21 protein-coding genes and 1 pseudogene are annotated in these 17,678 nt (G+C 70.7%); 7 read left to right on the top strand and 15 right to left on the bottom strand.

What is annotated here, in order from left to right:
* Position 1: 1 nt before the first annotated feature.
* Genes ACWGB8_RS02070 through ACWGB8_RS02100 form a run of 7 tightly spaced genes read right to left on the bottom strand, consistent with a single transcriptional unit; the run spans position 2 to position 5,045 of the window.
* Positions 2-1,084 carry a hypothetical protein gene (locus ACWGB8_RS02070; RefSeq protein ID WP_452209300.1) on the bottom strand — a complete coding sequence of 361 codons (1,083 nt, stop codon included), beginning with the start codon at positions 1,082-1,084 and terminating at the stop codon, positions 2-4.
* Positions 1,081-1,629, bottom strand: coding sequence for a hypothetical protein (locus ACWGB8_RS02075; RefSeq protein WP_452209302.1), 549 nt, complete (start codon positions 1,627-1,629; stop codon positions 1,081-1,083). The genes ACWGB8_RS02070 and ACWGB8_RS02075 overlap by 4 nt, the downstream gene beginning before the upstream one ends.
* Complete coding sequence (locus tag ACWGB8_RS02080; RefSeq protein WP_452209304.1) at positions 1,622-2,257, bottom strand: class I SAM-dependent methyltransferase; 636 nt, start codon at positions 2,255-2,257, stop codon at positions 1,622-1,624. The genes ACWGB8_RS02075 and ACWGB8_RS02080 overlap by 8 nt, the downstream gene beginning before the upstream one ends.
* Positions 2,254-2,475 (bottom strand): hypothetical protein, encoded by a 222-nt coding sequence (locus tag ACWGB8_RS02085; protein WP_452209306.1) that lies wholly within the window; start codon positions 2,473-2,475, stop codon positions 2,254-2,256. The genes ACWGB8_RS02080 and ACWGB8_RS02085 overlap by 4 nt, the downstream gene beginning before the upstream one ends.
* Positions 2,468-3,166 carry a hypothetical protein gene (locus ACWGB8_RS02090; protein WP_452209308.1) on the bottom strand — a complete coding sequence of 233 codons (699 nt, stop codon included), beginning with the start codon at positions 3,164-3,166 and terminating at the stop codon, positions 2,468-2,470. Before ACWGB8_RS02090 ends, ACWGB8_RS02085 begins: the two co-directional genes overlap by 8 nt.
* A complete protein-coding gene (locus tag ACWGB8_RS02095) occupies positions 3,163-4,191 on the bottom strand; it encodes an NAD-dependent epimerase/dehydratase family protein (protein WP_452209310.1) in 1,029 nt (342 codons plus the stop codon). Before ACWGB8_RS02095 ends, ACWGB8_RS02090 begins: the two co-directional genes overlap by 4 nt.
* Positions 4,188-5,045 carry a glycosyltransferase family 4 protein gene (locus ACWGB8_RS02100; RefSeq protein WP_452209312.1) on the bottom strand — a complete coding sequence of 286 codons (858 nt, stop codon included), beginning with the start codon at positions 5,043-5,045 and terminating at the stop codon, positions 4,188-4,190. Before ACWGB8_RS02100 ends, ACWGB8_RS02095 begins: the two co-directional genes overlap by 4 nt.
* A gap of 525 nt (positions 5,046-5,570) precedes the next feature.
* Here ACWGB8_RS02100 and ACWGB8_RS02105 point away from each other — a divergent pair.
* The 4 genes from ACWGB8_RS02105 (at position 5,571) to ACWGB8_RS02120 (ending at position 7,576) form a co-directional block, all read left to right on the top strand.
* Positions 5,571-6,407, top strand: a complete 837-nt coding sequence (locus tag ACWGB8_RS02105) for a peptidoglycan recognition protein family protein (RefSeq protein WP_452209314.1) — start codon at positions 5,571-5,573, stop codon at positions 6,405-6,407.
* On the top strand, positions 6,407-6,763 hold the full coding sequence (locus ACWGB8_RS02110) for a hypothetical protein (protein WP_452209316.1): 357 nt from the start codon (positions 6,407-6,409) through the stop codon (positions 6,761-6,763). The genes ACWGB8_RS02105 and ACWGB8_RS02110 overlap by 1 nt, the downstream gene beginning before the upstream one ends.
* Positions 6,764-6,861: 98 nt before the next feature.
* Entirely contained in the window at positions 6,862-7,212 is a 351-nt protein-coding gene (locus ACWGB8_RS02115) for a hypothetical protein (RefSeq protein WP_452209317.1), read from the top strand.
* Positions 7,166-7,576, top strand: coding sequence for a hypothetical protein (locus tag ACWGB8_RS02120; protein ID WP_452209318.1), 411 nt, complete (start codon positions 7,166-7,168; stop codon positions 7,574-7,576). The genes ACWGB8_RS02115 and ACWGB8_RS02120 overlap by 47 nt, the downstream gene beginning before the upstream one ends.
* A 43-nt stretch (positions 7,577-7,619) precedes the next feature.
* Here ACWGB8_RS02120 and ACWGB8_RS02125 read toward each other — a convergent pair whose 3' ends face one another.
* The 5 genes from ACWGB8_RS02125 to ACWGB8_RS02145 all read right to left on the bottom strand — a co-directional run bounded on the left by ACWGB8_RS02125 (position 7,620) and on the right by ACWGB8_RS02145 (position 13,240).
* Positions 7,620-8,492 (bottom strand): hypothetical protein, encoded by an 873-nt coding sequence (locus ACWGB8_RS02125; RefSeq protein WP_452209319.1) that lies wholly within the window; start codon positions 8,490-8,492, stop codon positions 7,620-7,622.
* Positions 8,489-11,026 (bottom strand): Helicase associated domain protein, encoded by a 2,538-nt coding sequence (locus tag ACWGB8_RS02130; protein ID WP_452209321.1) that lies wholly within the window; start codon positions 11,024-11,026, stop codon positions 8,489-8,491. The genes ACWGB8_RS02125 and ACWGB8_RS02130 overlap by 4 nt, the downstream gene beginning before the upstream one ends.
* The gene (locus tag ACWGB8_RS02135; protein ID WP_452209323.1) at positions 11,023-11,802 is read right to left on the bottom strand and encodes a hypothetical protein; all 780 of its coding nucleotides are present in this window, start codon (positions 11,800-11,802) and stop codon (positions 11,023-11,025) included. The genes ACWGB8_RS02130 and ACWGB8_RS02135 overlap by 4 nt, the downstream gene beginning before the upstream one ends.
* A 29-nt stretch (positions 11,803-11,831) precedes the next feature.
* Positions 11,832-12,356, bottom strand: a complete 525-nt coding sequence (locus ACWGB8_RS02140; protein WP_452209325.1) for a hypothetical protein — start codon at positions 12,354-12,356, stop codon at positions 11,832-11,834.
* 347 nt (positions 12,357-12,703) lie between these two features.
* On the bottom strand, positions 12,704-13,240 hold the full coding sequence (locus ACWGB8_RS02145; RefSeq protein ID WP_452209327.1) for a flavoprotein: 537 nt from the start codon (positions 13,238-13,240) through the stop codon (positions 12,704-12,706).
* A 67-nt stretch (positions 13,241-13,307) separates the two neighbouring features.
* Here ACWGB8_RS02145 and ACWGB8_RS02150 point away from each other — a divergent pair, with 67 nt between their 5' ends.
* Positions 13,308-14,501 carry a helix-turn-helix domain-containing protein gene (locus ACWGB8_RS02150; RefSeq protein ID WP_452209328.1) on the top strand — a complete coding sequence of 398 codons (1,194 nt, stop codon included), beginning with the start codon at positions 13,308-13,310 and terminating at the stop codon, positions 14,499-14,501.
* A gap of 90 nt (positions 14,502-14,591) precedes the next feature.
* Complete coding sequence (locus ACWGB8_RS02155; protein ID WP_452209330.1) at positions 14,592-15,176, top strand: hypothetical protein; 585 nt, start codon at positions 14,592-14,594, stop codon at positions 15,174-15,176.
* Positions 15,177-15,366: 190 nt separating this feature from the next.
* Here the strand turns inward: ACWGB8_RS02155 and ACWGB8_RS02160 are convergent, their stop codons facing one another.
* Positions 15,367-15,615 (bottom strand): helix-turn-helix domain-containing protein, encoded by a 249-nt coding sequence (locus ACWGB8_RS02160; protein ID WP_452209331.1) that lies wholly within the window; start codon positions 15,613-15,615, stop codon positions 15,367-15,369.
* A 358-nt stretch (positions 15,616-15,973) separates the two neighbouring features.
* Here ACWGB8_RS02160 and ACWGB8_RS02165 point away from each other — a divergent pair, with 358 nt between their 5' ends.
* Positions 15,974-16,198 (top strand): hypothetical protein, encoded by a 225-nt coding sequence (locus tag ACWGB8_RS02165; RefSeq protein WP_452209333.1) that lies wholly within the window; start codon positions 15,974-15,976, stop codon positions 16,196-16,198.
* A gap of 44 nt (positions 16,199-16,242) precedes the next feature.
* Here ACWGB8_RS02165 and ACWGB8_RS02170 read toward each other — a convergent pair.
* Positions 16,243-16,545 (bottom strand): annotated as a pseudogene (locus ACWGB8_RS02170) (cytosine permease); the annotation flags it as partial.
* A gap of 16 nt (positions 16,546-16,561) precedes the next feature.
* Positions 16,562-17,587 (bottom strand): TIGR03842 family LLM class F420-dependent oxidoreductase, encoded by a 1,026-nt coding sequence (locus ACWGB8_RS02175; protein WP_452209334.1) that lies wholly within the window; start codon positions 17,585-17,587, stop codon positions 16,562-16,564.
* Positions 17,588-17,678 lie beyond the last annotated feature (91 nt).

The following is a 17,678-nucleotide window of genomic DNA, read 5'->3' on the forward strand; positions in this document are numbered from 1 at the left end:
GTCAGGCCACCTCCACGTCGAAGTCCGGCTCGGGCTCCGGCCGGGGAAAGGTGGACGCGCCACGCCAGCGGTGGCGCGACCGGTCCTGGGACATGTCCGCCGCGATTCGGGCGCACGCCTCCTCCGGCCACCGGCCGTACTCGACGGCCGATTCGGAGACCTCCACGCTGGAGCTGATGATCTCGTCACCCTTCCAGTCGTGGTTTCGGACCGGAATGCCGGGGCGGCACAACCAGTCGACGACCCAGGACTCGACCTGTCGTCCCCGGCGTCGGCCCTTGCGCTGCCGCTGGAGCTGGAGGGTGACTGTGTGCCCGTCCCCTTCGGGCATGAGCACACGCCCGGGGCGCTTGGGGCCAACGTCCTCGTAGGAGTAGCGGACCGGTCCGAGCCAGCGGTCGCGGGGGTCGAGAACGGTGCTGCCGTCCATCCACCGCGGCGTTCCCTTGGTCCACGAGTCCTGGGGCGCCCAGATCTTCCACCACAGGCTTCCGTCGTGGACGGTGGCTTCGACCACCCGGGACGCGTAAGTGCCGGAGTTGAGGCGCCGCTGCACCCACCGGGCGTGGCTGCCCGAGTTGAGGTAGAGGGCGCCGAGCCGGCCGAACGCAACGTGGCAGCTCAGCGCGTTCTCGCTGCCGCAGTTACCGACCTTGAACTTCGCGCCGAGGCTCCGGTACTGCCCGCCCCCAATAACCAGCTGGCCGCTGATCTCGGCCTTCGGGCTGGTAGGCCACGGGCCCGGCACCCCGGGCGCCTTGTACATCGCGCCAGGGGTCTTGGTCTCGGCCTGGGGGGCGGTGGGCGAGAACGGCCCGTCGTAGCGCTGACCGAGCGCCCACTGCCCCGGGTCGAGATTCCCCTGGGGGACGGGGCGGATCCCGCATCGGCGGCATGCCACCCACCGGGCTTGGCGCCGATCCTCGCCGGAGCCGTAGCCGTCGACCACCGGGCGGTGACCGAACAGCCTGCACAGGGCGATCAGCCTCGGCGTCCCGTCCAGGTAGAACGACCTGTTCAACAGGGTCCCAGCCCGGTGCCCGTCTTGCTTCTCGTGGTCGACGGTGTGCCAGCGAGTGTTCATGAGCACGTCCAGATCTGGAAGGTGTAGTAGTCGCTGCTCTGCGGGGTGAACAGTCCCCCGTCGCAGTCCCGCCAGCCCGCGGCGTGCAGCATCGACAGGAGCCCGCGGGCGTCCCAGCCCCAGTAGTGCTCCGGGTTGTCGTCCGTCTTCTCCCCGTGCGGCGTGGTGAGCAGCAGGTGCGCGGCCCTCTCGCGGATCAGCCGCAGGACGAGATCGGGGTCCTCGACGTGCTCCAGCGTCTCGGAGCACACGTACATGTCGACGTCCGGTAGGGCCGGGATCGTCAGCTCCAGGGAGCCGCTGGTGGTGAGGTCACCGGTGTAGACGGCCTCCCACTGGTGCTGGGACTGAGCAAGGACGGCCCCGTCGCCAGCCGACATGTCCGCCACCGTGCGGGCGCCCGTCGAGCTGGCGAACCGGTCGAGGACGGAGGCAGTGTGGGCGACGCGCTCCACATGCGCTGGCCAGTGGGTGTGGTCGTACGGCCGGCTGTAGATGCGGGCGAGTTCGGCTGGGCTGTGGAACGGGCGCAGTTGCCTACGCATGCCGTTCTCCGAGGATGACCTGGAACTGTCCGACGGTCTCGTGCCGCAGCACCTGGTAGCCTCCCTGCTCGATCAGGGCCCGGTAGCCGTCGTGGTCCCACGCCCAGGCATGGCACTCGTCGTGGCTGTCCGGGGTCTCGGTCCACGGGCTGGAGGCCACCACGAAGCGGCAGCGCGCTCCCACCCGCCGGACAGCCCCGTGGGGGTCTGCAAGGTGCTCCAGGACCTCGGTCATCACCGCAATGTCGCCGAGGATCACGCCCGGATGGTCCGGAGCGAAAGCGTCGCGAAGCTCGGCCATGACGCCCCGCTCCGCCCAGCCCGCCTGGTTGGACGGCTGGAAATCATAGCCCCACGCGCTCAGGTTGCACCGGTCGTACTTGTCCTCGTGCCGGGCCAGAAGGGACAGCAGGCCACCATCTCCGCAGCCGAGGTCCGTGACTCCTGCCGGGTGCCCGGCACCGGATCGCTGGTGGCGCTCGACAGCGTCCAGGACCAGCTCGTAGGCCTTGTCCAGCCGGGGCCGGTGCACGGGCTGTTCGAGGTGTGGGGCCCGCTCCCGGCTGGCGTGGAAGGCAGCGGTCGAGACGTGCGGGACGTTGCCGTTGAACAGCCTGTATTCGGTCATCGGTCACACTCGCAGCGGCGCGTGGGCGCGAATCCACTGACGGCGGTCCAGAACGCCTTGGCGGCTTCGTCAGGGGTGTAGTTGGTGCCGTACTCCAGCTCGCCGGTCGACTGGATGGTGACCAGGTCCTGGCCCTGCTCGCCCTTGATCGTGATGGAGTGAGGCAGTGATCGAGGATCGATTGCCGTGATGGAGAAGAGCTGAGGAGACTCAGTCACCGCTGTACTCCTTGATCTGCTGGACCCAGCGGACCAGGTCCTGGTCACGCCACTGCTCGAACGTCTGCCGGTCGGCTTCGAATCGGGCATCGGCGTTGGCCTCGGCGTAGCCCTCGTCCCACGCCGCGCGGCCCGCGATCGGGTGGGCGTGCTCGACTATCACGTCCGGCAGGTAGGTGATCGCCTCCAGGGCCTGCCCCAGGGCCAGCCACGCATTGTCGATCCACAGGTGTACGAGGCCGGGCGGCACCATGTGGCCCGTAGCGAGCACGAGGTCCGAGGTCATCGCGATCTGCGTCGGCAGCGCCCGCCCCTGAATCAGGTCGTCGGCATACACCATGCCAGTGCCGAGCTGGTCGAGCGCCTCGATGTAGCAGGCGTCCCAACCGTTGGTTCGCGGCCGGTGATCATCCCCCATGAACCCGATCCGCGGACACTGCCCGGCGAAGACCGGCGCCGCGGCGTTGAGGGTGCCGCCCAGGCGCAGCCGCGGCCCCACCAGCAGCTGCAGATTGGGGTGCCCGGCAGCCCAGTCGATCCGCTGCTCGTACTCGGGCAGCGCCGGGTCGTCGTCGTCCACGATCGCCACCAACTTCGTGTCGGCCGTGCAGGTCTCCACGAACGCCATCCACAGCTGCCAGAGGTTGTCCGGCCGGCCGCGCGTCGGAACGAGGATCGTCAGATCGGTCACGACGCCTCCAGCCACTGCGGGTTCGCCCGGTACCAGGCCACGATGTCCGCCAGGGTCTGCCGCAGCGGCCTCGGGCCAGCCCAGCCAGCCTCGGCCAGCTTGGAGCCGTCGAGGCTGTATCTGGGATCGTGCCCGGGGCGCTGCGAGTGGTAGTCGACGAGTTCGTAGTCCAGGCTCGTCCCGGCGACGTCGGCCATCAGGAGCGCAAGGTCGAGGTTCGACACCTCCTCGCCGACCACGTTGAAGCGCAGCAGCTCGGAAGGCATCGACGGGTAGTAGGTGACCGTGTCGTCGCCCGTGTACAGCTTGGTGAGCCACAGCCAGGCTGCGGCGAAGTCGCGGATGTCGAGCCAGCAGCGGCTGCCGGACTGCCCTTCGGGGGAGGCGTGAACGGTCAGCTTCTCGCCGCGCAGGACGGCGCGGGCGATCTTCGGCAGGTACTTCTCGGGGTGCTGGAACGCCGGCCCGATGAGGTTCATCGTGTTCGTGACCAGCAGCGGCAGGTTGTAGGCCCTCCAGAAGGAGTAACCGATGGCCTCCTGCGCCGCCTTCGACGCCGAGTACGGGTTCGACGGCCGGATCGCGTCCCACTCGTGGTGCGAGTAGCCGCCGGCGGCCGGTCCGAAGACTTCGTCCGTGGACATGTGGAGCATCAGCTTGGGCTGGACCTCGCGGGCGAAGTCGAGGACGTTCAACATCAGTTCGACGTTGTTGCGGATGAACGGCGTCGGCTCGGCGAGCGACCTGTCGACGTGGGACTCGGAGGCGATGTTCCAGATGTAGTCGACGGGCCCGATACGTCGGCGCAGCGGCTCGGTGATGGGCAGCGCCAGGTCGTGGGCGATGACGGTGACACGGCCGCGCTCGCTGGGGTGACGGTCGAGGACGTCGGTGATGCGGGTGCCGTCTCCGTGGTGCCGGTAGGAGACGGGGCAGGTGATCTGCCAGTCGGTGTGGGTGAGGAGGTGGTCGAGGGCGGCGGCCCCGACGAAGCCGCTGGCGCCGGTGAGGAGGACGTTGGTCACGGGATCAGCACCGTCTTCCATTTGTCGATGTTGCCTTCGATCGTCCAGTCGGCGGCTTGGCGGCGGGCTGCGGCGCCCATCTCCTCGCGCATGGCCTCGTCGTTCACCAACTCGGTCAGGTAGCGGCCCCATTCGTGGTCGCGGCGGACGAGGTAGCCGGTGACGCCGTGCTGCACGAAGTCGGCGTACGGCCCGTAGTCGGAGGCGATGACGGGGATGCCGAGCGCGGCAGCTTCGAGCGGGCGCAGCGCGCTTTTGCTCGCGTTGAACGGGTGGGCGCGTAGCGGGGCGAGCATGATGTCGAAATCGATCGCCCGCCAGTAGTCCGGCACCGTCCGCGTCCACTGGGTGTGCCGCACCCGTTCCCGGGCGCCGAGCTCCCGCGAGTAGTCGGAGCCGATGAGGTGCAGCTCCGTACCAGGGTTGCGGCGCATCACCTGCCGCAGGTGCCCGCCGACCTCCGCCACGTCCATGGCGTGCGTCGCCGACCCGCCCCACCCGATCGTGACCACGCCTTCGCGGCGGGGCCGCTCGTGCGTCAGCAGCCACTCGGGCAGGTAGTTCGGGATCACGACGACGTTCGGGTTGTACCGGCGGACCTGCTCGGCCAGCGCCTCCATCGTCACCGTCACGACGTCGGCAGCCAGGATGTTCGCCTCCAGGCGCTCCATCACGTCGGGCTGCGTGTAGAAGGCATGCGCGACCGGCGACGAGGAGTCCACCTGCCACAGGTCGTCGTCCAACTCGAAGACCAGCCGCGGCCGGTCCCCTGCCGGACGGCGGGAGAGCTGCTGCCAGCGGGCCGACGGGTGCTCCTTGCAGATCCGCTGCCCGACGAGTGTGGCGGTCTGCATCTCCTCCGCCATGCCTTCGGAGCACACGGTCCGGTAGCCGGCCGCCGCGAGCGTGCCGAGAGGGAGCTGGAGCCGCAGGAATCCACAGCCAGCCCTGTCCGCGAGCCAGCCGAAGACATGAAGAGGGGGTGCCACGAGGACTCCTGTTGCGGGCGGTTGCGGGCTTGACGGCGGGGCCCAGGCCCGCATGACCGGGCCCCGCGCTGCAGCGTCGGCGGACGGTGACGCCGGACTGCTGCCGCAGACCGTAATCCTGCGGCGTACAACCGGTAGAAACGCAGGTCACGGCGTTGCAGGCCGGTCACGTGGGGGCGGGACTGTGGTGGTGTGGGCCCGGTGCGGAGATGAGGTGCTGGCTGGCTGGAGGGCTACCTGTTGGCCCTCTGACCTGCGCCGGGTCCGCGTGTGCCGCTCTGGTGGCGGCCGGGCCCATCGGCGTGTGGAAGCTGCGCGGACGGGCCCGGCTGGCCGGATCGGCGGTGCGCGGGGGACTGCTGGTAGCAAATGTGACGACGGGAGCGCGACATGGCCTGGTACCCAGGCGCGAAGAAGCTGGAGCTGCAGCCCGAAAGTGACGCGCAGCCCGCGATCCGCCCCACCCAGCTCATCCTCCACAGCATCGCGGCCCCGTGGACACCCGAGCGGACCTACGAGTTCTGGCGGGACTCCACGGGCCTGGAGTCGCACTTCGGGCTCGGCTTTGACGGCCGGCTCGCGCAGTACATCGGCACCGAGACCAGGGCCGACGCCAACATGTACGCCAACCGCCGCCCGGACGGCACCGGCGCTGTGTCGGTGGAGACGGCATCGAACACGTCGCACTCCGACCCGTGGACGGACGCCCAACTGCGCGCCCTGATCGAACTCGGCCTGTGGCTGCACCGCCAGCACGGCATCCCCCTAAGGGCCTGCCGCTCCCACGACGACCCCGGCTTCGGCTTCCACCGCATGTACCCGCAGTGGTCCGACGGCGGCACCGCGTGCCCCGGCGATGCACGCGTACGACAGTTCCACGACATCGTGCTGCCCGGGATCATCGCGGCCGCCAGTGGCAAGCCCACCACCCCAGCCCCCGAGGAGGACGACATGCCCTACAGCAAGCAAGAACTCACCGCGATCGCGGCGAGCCCCGAAGTCAGGGACACCCTGGCCTGGGCCCAGCTCTACTGGCAGAAGGCGGTGCTGAAGAACGAAGTCCCGGAAGGCGCGCCGTGGGGGATGCAGCAGATCGTGCCGGAGCTGCACGAGGAGTTCAAGGCAACGCTCGCCGAGGTCGTCCAGGCCGTAGTCGGACCGGCCGTCGCCGCGGCGCTCGCTAGCGGCATCGAACTGCAGATCACCGTCACCCCGAAGGAGAACTGATGCCCCGTATCCTCGGCCGCGAGCCTGCACTCTGGCTCGGCCTCATCGCGATCCTCGTCAAGACCCTCTCGGCGTTCGGCCTCGACGTCACCTCCGACCAGCAGACCCTCATCAACGCCGTCGCCGCGGCCATGGTCGGCCTCATCGTCGCCGCCATGACCCGGGACGGCATGTCCGCCGCGATCCTCGGCGCCGCCCAGGCAGTCCTTGCCCTGGCCGTCGGGTTCGGGCTCGAATGGTCCGCCGACCAGCAGGCCGTCGTGATGTCCCTTGTCGCCGCCGCCGTCGCCATGTGGACCCGCACCCAGGTCACTGCACCCGAACCAGCCAAGGCCACTACCCCGCAGGACGTCTGATGGGTGCCGCGCTGGCCCGGCTCCGGCGCCGCATCGGCTGGCGCGGCACCGCTCTCCTGTCATGCGGAATCCCGTGGATGATCTACGGTGTCGGCCTCATGACGACCACACGCGCCGGCCTCGCCCGCGCAGCCTCCGCGCTCACCGACTTACTCGCCCTCCCAGGCTGGGGCATCGTCTGGGTCAGCTGCGGCGCCCTCGCCTGCATCGCCGCAGCGCTCCGCCCCGGCCGAGACACCTGGGGGTTCGGCGCTGCCGCCGGGCCGCCCCTGATCTGGATCCTCGCCTACATCGCGGCATCAATCACAGGCCAGTACCCGCAGGCATGGGCAGCGGTTCCGCTGCTGGTCGCCCCCGTCCTGCTGCTCGTAGTGGTGGCGGAGGTGACGGGGCGACGACGTCGTGACTGCCAGCAGTGCCATGGAGGTGGTGGTCGCCATGCCGGGTAGCGAGGGCACTGTCATCGGGGTGATCATCGCGGTCGTCGGCGTGTTCGGGTCGGTTCTGGTCGCCCGGATGTCGGTGCCGCGGGGTGAGGTTGGCCGCCAGGTCGAGGTGCCGGAGCCTCCCCACGATGAGCTTCAGGTGAGTCCGGAGATATGGCGGCACTTCAACAACAAGATCGGGAATCTTGAGACCAAGGTCGACCACCTGACCGAGCTGGTCGAGCAGCAGACCGAGCGGGTGACGACACTGACCGGCCTCGTGCGGATGGCGATGCGCATCATCCGCCGGCAGTCGAAGACTCTGCGACGTGCCGGCCTGCCGGACGAACCGATACCCGAGGTCCTCGTCCCGTACAGCATCGAGTAGGGCGCCCCCGCCCGGCAGATGGCCGGACGGGGGCGCTTGTCGTTCAGCGGCGCCAGACATTGACTCGTTCAGTCGCCAGGAGCGGCGCCCCGTCCGGGCCCTTGATGTGTGCGGGAATCCACTGCTTTCGGCGCTGGGCGCGCTCGGGCCCAAACGGCTGGTCCCGCCAGTGGCCCTGGACGACCCAGCGATGCCGGTAGTGGTGGCCGCCGTGCTGCCCGGTCTCCACGCGCTGGTCCGGAGCATAGGCGCGACGCAGGTCAACCAGGTTCACCTGCGGCGACGGCTTCCCCAGCCGGCCGTACGCCCGCGCGGTGGGCTTGTCGGCGCGCTCCTGCCGACGGTCGACGAGCGTGGGCTGCTGCACGAGCAGCCACGCAGCGGCGAGGGCTTGCACGATGGGCTGCACGCTGTCGGGGCCGATCTCCGCAAACGGCACCGGCTCGGCCCCGACGGGCAGGTGCCGGCCTGCGGTGGGGACCAGTGGGGGCACCTGATCGTTTTCGATCCCGAGGAAGCGGCCATTCTCGCGGACGCGCTGTTCGAGGAGTGAGCGGCTGAGCCAGAGGCCGATGGAGAGGCCGCCCGACGAAGGGCCCCACGAGATGGCCTCGACCGGGATCTCGACGGGTCCATCGGAGTAGGTGCCGATGCCGCCGTCGAAAACCATGAGTCCGCAGGGCGCCGGCCGGTCTGCTGTCGCCCATCGGGCTGCGGCGAGCTGGCTGCCGGCGGACATGGCGAGTGCGGCCATGTCTGCGGAGACCCAGTACAGCTCGGCGGCCTGTAGCCGGCTGAGTTCGGCATCGAGGTCTGGCTGGACCCCGGGGCTGGTTGCGGCACGGATCGGCATGGCCGGGTCGGCAAGGTGCCGTACGACTTGGTCGCGGACCTTCGGCAGGGCGGACGGCTTCACGTGTCGCTCCTGCGCGGATGGTGGGCGGGGCCGAAGCGAACGGTCCACTGCATGCCGATGTCCTCCAGTGCCGTGACGCGCTGCGTCGGCAGTTTGCCCTCGTGGTACTCCTTGCGTCGGGCGACGACCCAGGCGCTGAGCTGCACACCCTCGAACCAGGTCTTGGCCGGGGGGCGCAGGTGGCCGTGTTCGGCGTGGAAGGCACGGGCGGCGGCCAGGCCCCGGTGCCATTTGTCGTCGTGGGGCGACCAGGCGATCCCGAGTTCGTCGAGAGCGGCGGTCCGCTCGGGCGAGAGCCGGCCCCGGTGGTGGTCGTTTCGGCGGCGCTGGATCCAGGCGGTGAGGTTCAGGTCGCCGACGATCGTGTCGTCGGGGACGTTGAGATGGCCGTGTTCGGCGTGGAAGGCGCGGGCGGCGGCCAGGCCTGCGGCGAACCTGGCGTCGTGCGGCGCCCATTGGAGGCCCATCCGTTCGAGTTCGCGGGCCGTTTCGCAGTTCAGCGTCCCGTTGCGGTGGTCGGTGCGCTGCTCGGCAAGCCACTGCGACAGGTTCAGGCCGTGGTAGACGGTCTCCTTCGGTACCCGCAGGTGGCCGTGTTCGGCGTGGAAGGCGCGGGCGACGGCCATGCCCCGCTCAACTCCTGCGCCCCGCCATGTCACGCCGAGTTCCTCCAGTGCCCGCGCGTTGTCCAGGCCGAGCCTGCCCTGACGGTGCTTCTGGCGCTGGTTGGACAGCCACATGCCCAGGCCGAAGCCGTCGGGGCTGCGGTGGCGCTGGGGAACGTGGGTGTGGCCGTGCTCGGCGTGAAAGGCGCGCAGGGCGGCCAGGCCGGCGGCGAACTGGGCGCCGTAGACGTCCCAGGCGATGCCGAGCTTCTCCAGCTCGGCGATGTGCTGTTCGCGCAGCCAGCCCTTCGCGTAGCTCTTGCGCTGCACGCTGATCCAGGAGCCGAGCTTGGTCCCGTCGGCGGTGACGTACCTCGTGGGCACGTTGAGGTGGCCGTGCTCGGCGTGGAAGGCACGGGCGGCGGACAGGGCTTCCCACCACGCGGAGGTGCTTTGGCGTACGGTCAGCACGGTCAGCTGGTCGATGACTCGCTGGGAGGTCCCGTCGGGCATGACGACCGTGATCTTCGCGGGCAGTTGCGGGTTCGACACCGAGAGGTTCGAGCGCCGGTAGTCCAGCGCTGCGCCGAGCTGCTCGTCGTGGGCGCGCAGGGCGCGGATGACCTGCCACAGGGTGCGAAAGTCGCCGGCGTCGAGGTCGCCGACCTCACCATCGGTGTCGGGGACGACGAGCGGGACGATGATGGTGGAAGGGCCGGCGGTGTCGGGGTGGCGGCGCAGGGCGCGGCCGACGGCCTGGATGATGTCGACCGCCGATTCCTTGGGGTGGGCGAACAGGACCGCGTCGACGGCGGGGACGTCGAGGCCCTCGGACAGGCAGCGGGCGGAGGCGACGGCGGCCCACTGGCCGTCGGGGACGTCGGCGAGGCGGGAGAGGATGCTGCCGCGCACCGCGTGGGTCATCTCGCCGTGAACGTGGCCGGCGTACAGGGCGTGGGGGTCGTGGCCGAGGCGGGCCGCGGTGGCGGGCAGGGTGCGGGCGAATTCCGCGGCGGCGTCCACCCGGTGGTGGAAGGTGAGGGCGCGGCGCAGGCCGAACTGTTCGCGGGCCTTGATGAGGGCGGCCTGGGCGACGACGGTCTGCAGGGCGGGGGCGCCGGGCCGGTCGACGTACTCGGCGCCGGGGTCGGCCAGCATGGCGCGCGCTTCGTGGTCGCGCAGGCCGACGACGGCGATGCGGTAGTCCTCCAGGTAGCCCTCGGCGATGCCGCGTGCGGCCGGGTAGCTGTGCAGGACGGGGCCGAACACCGCCGTGTCGCTCATGGTGAGCGTGGGGGTGTCGGCGCGCACGTTCTCCAGCCGCGGGGTGGCGGTGAGGTAGAGCGAGCGGTGTGCCGGGAGCCAGCGCCGGTCGACACAGCGGCGGGTGGTGGCTTCCGGGCGGCCGGTGAGGTGGTGGGCCTCGTCGAGGACCAGCAGGTCTAACGGAGCCTCGGTGGCGCGCACCGCGGCGGCGAGCCGGTCGGCCGACTGGTAGGTGCCGACCACGAGACGCCTGCCGGTGGCCGGGGTGCGCAGCCAGTCGGCGATGTGCTGCGGGTCGGTGCTGACGGGGGTCTTCAGGTCGGCCAGGTGCGTGCCGGCGTCGGCGACGGTGTCGTCGCTGCACACGGCGAGGGCGTCGATGGGGCCGGTGAGGGTGTGGCGGCGCCAGGAGGCGAGGGTCTGGGCGACCAGGGAGAGGGACGGGGCGAGGACGGCGACGGTGCCGGCGGCGCCGAGGAGATCCTCGGCGGCGCGCTGGGCGACCAGGGTCTTGCCGGAGCCGCAGCAGGCGTGCCACTGGCCGGGGCCGCCGCCGGCCAGGCCGGCGGCGATCGCGGTGACGGCTTCGCGCTGGTAGGGGCGCAGCTGGGGGGCGTGCGGGCGGGGGCCGGGGATGGCGGGCGCGAGTGGTGCGGAGGTCATTCGGTGCTGTCCTTGCGGTCGGTGCGGGCGCCCTGGCCGAGGCGGGTGCCGTGGGCGTACAGGGCGCGGGCGGTCGGGTAGAGGGCCTGTCCGGCGCGGCCGGGCTGGCGGGCGACGGACTTCACGCCCAGGCGGGACATGAGGGTGCGGGCGTAGTCGGGGCTGGAGGCGCCGATCTGGTGGGCGATCTCCTCCGCGGTCCAGGTCTCGTCGGCGTCCCGTTCGACGGTGGCGACGAAGCCGGTGTCGACGGCGTCCCAGGTTCCGGTGAGGGTCCAGCCGGCTTCGGCGAGCAGGTCCTTGGCCTCTTTGAGGGCCTTGTCGCCGTCGCCGTCGGCGGCGGGGACGGTGGTGGTGAGGTGGGTGAGCGTGGTGGTGGAGGAGGTCCAGACGGGGCCGGAGGCGTTGTAGCCGTGGATGGTGTCGGCGAGGACGTCGACGTCGATGTTGGGCTGGTCCAGGCACGAGGTGTCGGTGGTGACCCAGGCGGTGAAGTGCGGACCCGGCTCGTCGGGGGCGAGGGCTTCGCGCAGCCGGATCATGTCGTCCTCCTCCATGGGGTGGTGGAGGTAGGCGATCTCGCCGTCGACCGTGTCCTCCTCGTCCTGGGGGGTGACGAGGAGGTAGATGTCGGGGTCGTCGATGTCGAGGCCGTGGGTGGAGGCCCAGTCGAGGATGGTCTCGGGGATGGTGATGCCGTGCGGGGCGGGTTCGACGGCGTGCGCGTCGGGCGAGGGGCCGCTGACGACGGACCAGGTGGCGGTGTTGGTGGTCACGGGGGTGGGTCCTTCCGGTGTAGGGGCGGTCAGAGGGCGGCGACGGCGGCGCGGATGCCTGCGGCGACGTGGCCCCAGATCTCGCTGGGGGTGGCGACGCGGGACTCGGCGCCGCGGCCGAGGTAGCAGTGGAGCTCGCCGTCGGCGGCGTCGAACCAGACCTTCGAGATGCTGCCGAGGATGAGGCGGGCCTGGGAGTTGGAGATGCCCTCGCCGCGGTAGGCGGCGCCGCAGATGTTGCCCGACTTGTAGTAGGAGACGTCGAGGCCGGCGAACTCGGTCCAGTCGTTGATGTAGACGCGGTCGTGGCCGTTCTTCTGCCAGCGGTTGCCGCCGATGGCGACCATGGCCTCGGTGGTGAGGGCGGCCGGGCGGCGCTTGCGGAGCAGGGTGGGGAGCTTGATGCGGTAGGCGAGGGAGGCGGCGTCGATGACCCATCGGCCGGCCTGCTTGACGGCGGCGACGACGCCCTTGCGGCACCAGTCGCGCACGGTGTCGACCGTGACGCCGGCCTGGGCGGCGGCGTTGGTGGCGGTGATGGCGATGGCGGTCATCGGGGTCCTCCCTCTCTCGACACCCCCAACTATGATTCACCGTGAATCAAAGTTCAAGTGCCTTCACCCAAAAGGGTGATGGGAATCCGGCCGCCCCTCCGATCCAGGGTTCCGGAGGGCACTGCGCCGGATCTGCGCACGACGAATTCGCCTACCAGGCAGAGCAGTTGACTGCAAGCCAGCACCCCCGGTGCGCTATGATGGTTCCGCCCACCGGGTGGTCCCTGCCTCGTGAATGCTTCCTAGGGCCAGCATGAGGCGGCCTCCAGTCCCCGGCGGGCCAAAGCGCCCCGCTCTCCTCAGGGAGGGCGGGGCGCCTCGCCGTATGCGACCTGCGAAACTGGCACTCACCCGTGGCGCATCGCGTCCAGCGCCGCCTCCCACGGGTACATGGCCGGGTTCCCCGTCCCAGGCGGATTCGGCACGAAACCGCCCTCCCCCAGCAGCACCCGAACCCCAGCCTCACGCAGCGTCTCTACGCTCCGTGCCATCTGCGGATGAGCCGTCAACGCCTGATTCGTGCACGGCATCACCGCCATCGGGATCCGCCGCCCGATCGCCTCCGCCGCGAACGCCGCCACCCACGACGGAGTGAGCCCCAGCGCGATCGAGTTGACCGTGTTCAGCGTCGCCGGCGCCACCAGCACCGCATCCGCGGGCGGCAGGACCTCCGGCTCCCCGGGCCAGCGGAACCGGCACTTCACCGGATGCCCGGTCAACTCCGCCAACCCCGGCAGCTCCGGCTCCAGCCACGCGGCGGCCGTCGGCGTCAGCCCCACCACCACATCCCAGCCACGCGCCTGAGCATCCGCCACCACCTCGGCGTACGACAGCACCGGGGGAGCAGCAGACCCCAGCAGATACAGCACACGATCACCCGTCATGCCAACCACCCAACCGCCTCCGGCCCGGTAGGTTCAACCCCAACCCCTCCACCGCCAGGAGCCCGCAATGGACGAGCAGACCACCGGCCAGCGCATCGCCGCCATCCGCCGCCACCACGGCCTCACCCAACGCGAACTCGCCGACCTCGCCGGCATCAGCCCCAGCCACGTCTCCCACGTCGAACAGGGCCACCGGCAGGCCACTTCCACCGTCCTCGCCGCCATCGCCCGCGCCCTGGGCGTCCCAACGGCAGACCTCACCGGCCAGCCCTACCTCGACGAACTGCGGCGCGACCACCTCGACGGCCTCATCCAGCCCCTCCGCGAGGCACTCGACCTGCACGACCTCGGCGCCGACCCCGACGTCCGGCCCCGCCCGAACGCCGCGATCGACAGCCACACCCGGCAGCTCGCATCCCTCATCCGCGCAGGCGACCTCCGCACCGTCGCCGGCGAACTGCCCGCCGTCATGACCGAGGCCACCACCGCGGCCCACAGCAGCGCCGACGCCGGCCCGTGGCGGACCCTGGCGATCCTCTACCGGTGCGGCTACGACATCGCCAGCAAGCTCGGCTACCACGACCTGTCGATGACCTCGCTCGACCGGTCCGGCTGGGCCGCCGAACGGGCATCGGACGCCAACCTCGCCGCGGTCCGCCAGTACAACCGCTCCCTCGGCCACCTGCGCGCCGGCAACTACCGGGTCGGCATCCGGCTCGCTGAGATCGCCCGCGCCACCGCCGCCCAAGCCGACCCCGGCCAGACCCGTGACGCCGTCACCGGCCAGGCGCACCTCGCGTCCGCGGTCCTCGCCGCGCGGGCGAACGACTCCGACGGCGTCGACGAGCACATCTCCCAGGCGGCGCGGATCGCGGCACGGACCGGCGAGATCCCCCAGGAGCTGTGGCTGTCCTGGGGACCGACGAATGTCCAGGTCCACCATGTGTCCGCGCTGATCGACCAAATGAAGTACGCCCAAGCGATCGCCCTCGCACGGACCCTGCCGATTCCGCGGGACTGGGCGGCCTCCCGGGCAGCGCACCATCACGCCGAGGTCGCGCGCGCCTACCTGTGGACCGGGAAGCCGGACAGGGCACACCGCGAGCTGCTGCAGGCCCGGCGGTTGGCGCCGCAGCAGACGCGGCTGAGCCCGATCGTCCGGGACACCGTGGCTGGCCTGCTGAGGTCGGGGCGCAAGACAGCGCGCGGCGGGGTTCACACGGTCGACGCGTACGCGCGGTGGATCGGCCTGCACCCCTAAGCCAAGATCCAGAAACTATCCCGGAACTGAGATAGTTCCGCCCCACCGGCCGCGCCACGATGACCTCTCCCCACCCATCAGGAGAGGCGCATGCGCACCATCCCGCCCTGGATCCCCCCGCACGACACCGTCGACGCCGTCGAGGCCGGCACCCACTGGGACGCCATCTGCCTGCCCCAGCAAACCGGCCTCGCCACCGTCGCCATCCTCGATACGACCACCGGCCCCCGGCCCGGCCCCGTCATCTGGGACACCCGCCGCGACCCCCGCATCTACATCCTGATCCCCGTCGGCACCGACCCCGACCTCACGGGGATCCCGGCCCGCCACCTCACCGCTGGTCACCACCTCGCCGTCCCCGGCCCCGACCTCACCACCCCGCCCGGCATCCACTGGCTCATCCCCCCGGTCGGCGACCAGCTGACCGACCCCGGCATCCTCACCGCAGCCATCCGACGAGCCGTCGGGGCCTCGTGGGCCGAGTACCGGCTCGACGGGCAGCAGACCCGCGACGTCCTCGTCACCCACGCCCAAATCCACGCCCAGGCGTGCGTCCTGTGCGGCCAGGCCGACCGCGACCTCCGCAGTGCCGGGCACGTCTACACGCCCGCCCTCGGCGGCTGCGGCTACCCGGTGGTCCAGTGCGCCGTCTGCCTGGCCGGAGCGCTGACGTGACGAGGTCGCGCGAGGACCCGCCGATCACCCTGTGGTTCGACTACCGCGTCACGGGCACCTACGTCAGCCCCGAGTGCGCGCTCGGCGCCCACCACGCCTGCCGCGGCGGAATCCGGCTCGACCCGCGGGAGAAACCCCTGCGTTGCCGATGCGAGACCAGCGACTGCCCGTGCGGAGCCCGGCGGACCGGCTAGGGCCAAGTCGACGGGAACAGTGCGGCGGGCGCGACTTCCAGCGCGGCAGAGATCTTGAGGATCACGTCGACGCTCACCCCGTGCGAGCCGGTCTCCGCCCGGTAGACGGTGTGCCTGCTGATGCCCGCCCGCTCGGCTAACGCCTCCTGGCTAAGGCCGGCTGTCTCTCTGATCGCAAGGATGCGGCGTCCTACCTGGAGGCGGAGCGGGATCAGCCAGTCGGGGGCGTCGGAGGGCGGTGGCACGTCTCGCTACGCTGCCGCGATCATGCCTGAGTGTCAGCAGCAGATCTGCAGCAATCCCCACAGGGAAATGTCAGAGTATGCCGGACTTGCACACCCCGCGATCCCGTTCCAAATCGAACATCCCATAACCCCTCGGCAACACATGTAGATCGATCGTCAGTACTCGTGTAACCGTTGTGCCCTCCGGGCTCCACGCAGCGGAATTCGAACAGGACCAGAGAGCAACACGATGATCGCGAGCAGCCCGCACACCACCCCCCTCCGCTTAGCCGGTACCCACGCATGCAGTCTCACTCTGCCGCCGGAGCAACCCTCACTAGCCCCGGCCGGCATCCCCACGCGCTACAGCAGGAGCACCGTGCAAACCCCCACCCCACCCCCCGAACCGCCACACCTGCACACCGCAGCAGAGACCCGCCTGCGCATGGCCCGCGCCCAACTGGACGAGGTTCGACATGCGGATCTCGTCGCCGAGACCCCTGTGGCGATGATGCTCATGATCGACAGGCTGGCAGGCACTGTCGAGGGGTTGATCGATCTAACCGAGGGGCTGCTGGCCGAGGCGCACCGCCAGGACGGCTAGGTGGTGAAGCCGATCCGGGGAGTTTGCTCTTTAGGGATGCTGTCGCTCAGGAGCATCGGACCGAGCACGATCAGGTTGCCGAGGGCGATGGTGAGGACGGCCTGCTTCCAGTCCATGCCGAGCGCGACCAGGCCCGAGGCCAGCGTCCAGGAGGGGATGTTGTGGGCCATTCCGACCCATAGGGCGAGGAAGTTGTAGGTCGTCCAGGTCCGCCCGGCGACCGGCACGGGCAGCAGGTCGTCGTTGGTGAAGCCGTTGGCGGGGAGGTGGACGGCCGGGTCGAGCTCGACCCGGCCGTCGGCGGTGCTGCGCTGTCTGCTGCGACCTATCGCGGGGGTCTGCGTCACCGCGGCGACTCCCCGCTCAGCCGACCGCGTTGAGCTGCGGGATGACGGCGGAGCCGTAGGCGTCGATGGTCTGCTCGACGGCGTCGTGCATCGCGTAGACGGCGAACTGGTCGACGCCGAGGGAGCGGAGCTGTTCCAGGCGGGCGAGTTGGGCGGCCGGCGGGCCGATGAGGCAGAACCGGTCGACGATCGCGTCGGGGACGAAGGCGGTGTCCGGGTTCCCGGCCCGGCCGTGGTGGCTGTAGTCGTAGCCCTGGCGCCCCTTGATGTACTCGGTGAGCTCGTCGGGCACCAGCGCGGAGTGCTCGCCGTAGTGGGTGACCAGGTCGGCGACGTGGTTGCCGACCATGCCGCCGAACCACCGGCACTGCTCGCGGGCGTGGGCGAGCGCGGCGGGCGAGTCGTCGGCGGTGACGTATGCGGGGGCGGCGACGCAGATGGTGAGCGCGGCGGGGTCGCGCCCGGCCTCGGCGGCGGCGCTGCGGACCGCCTTGATCATGTACTCGGTGAGGTACGGGTCGGCCAGTTGCAGGATGAAGCCGTCGGCCTGGCGCCCGGTCAGGGCGAGCGCCTTGGGGCCGTACGCGCCCATCCAGATCGGCAGCGAGGCGCCCTCGGGCACCCAGGGCAGGTGCATCTCGGTGCCGTCGACGACCACCGAGCGGCCCTCGGCGAGTTCCTTGACGGCGTGCATGGCCTCGGAGAGCCGGGCCAGGGTGGCGGGTCGGCGGCCGGCCACCCGCATCGCGGAGTCGCCGCGGCCGATCCCGCAGACGGTGCGGTTGCCGTACATGTCGTTCAGGGTGGCGAAGAGGGAGGCGGTGACCTCCCAGGTGCGGGTGGACGGGTTGGTGACCATCGGGCCGACGGTGAGCGTCCGGGTCTCGGCCAGGATGCGGCTGTAGATGACGAAGGGCTCCTGCCACAGCACGCAGGAGTCGAAGGTCCAGCCGTGCGTGAAGCCGGCCTGCTCGGCGCGGATCATGCGGTCGACGAGCAGGCGGGCGGGCGGGTCGGTCTGCAGGACGAGGCCGATGTCCATGGGTGCTCCAGGGATGCCGAAAAGGGGGTGCGAACGGGGTGCCGAACGGGGTGCCGAACGAAGGAGGGGAGCCCGGGCCGGCCGGGGTGCC

It is taken from the genome of Kitasatospora sp. NPDC054939 (assembly GCF_053610105.1).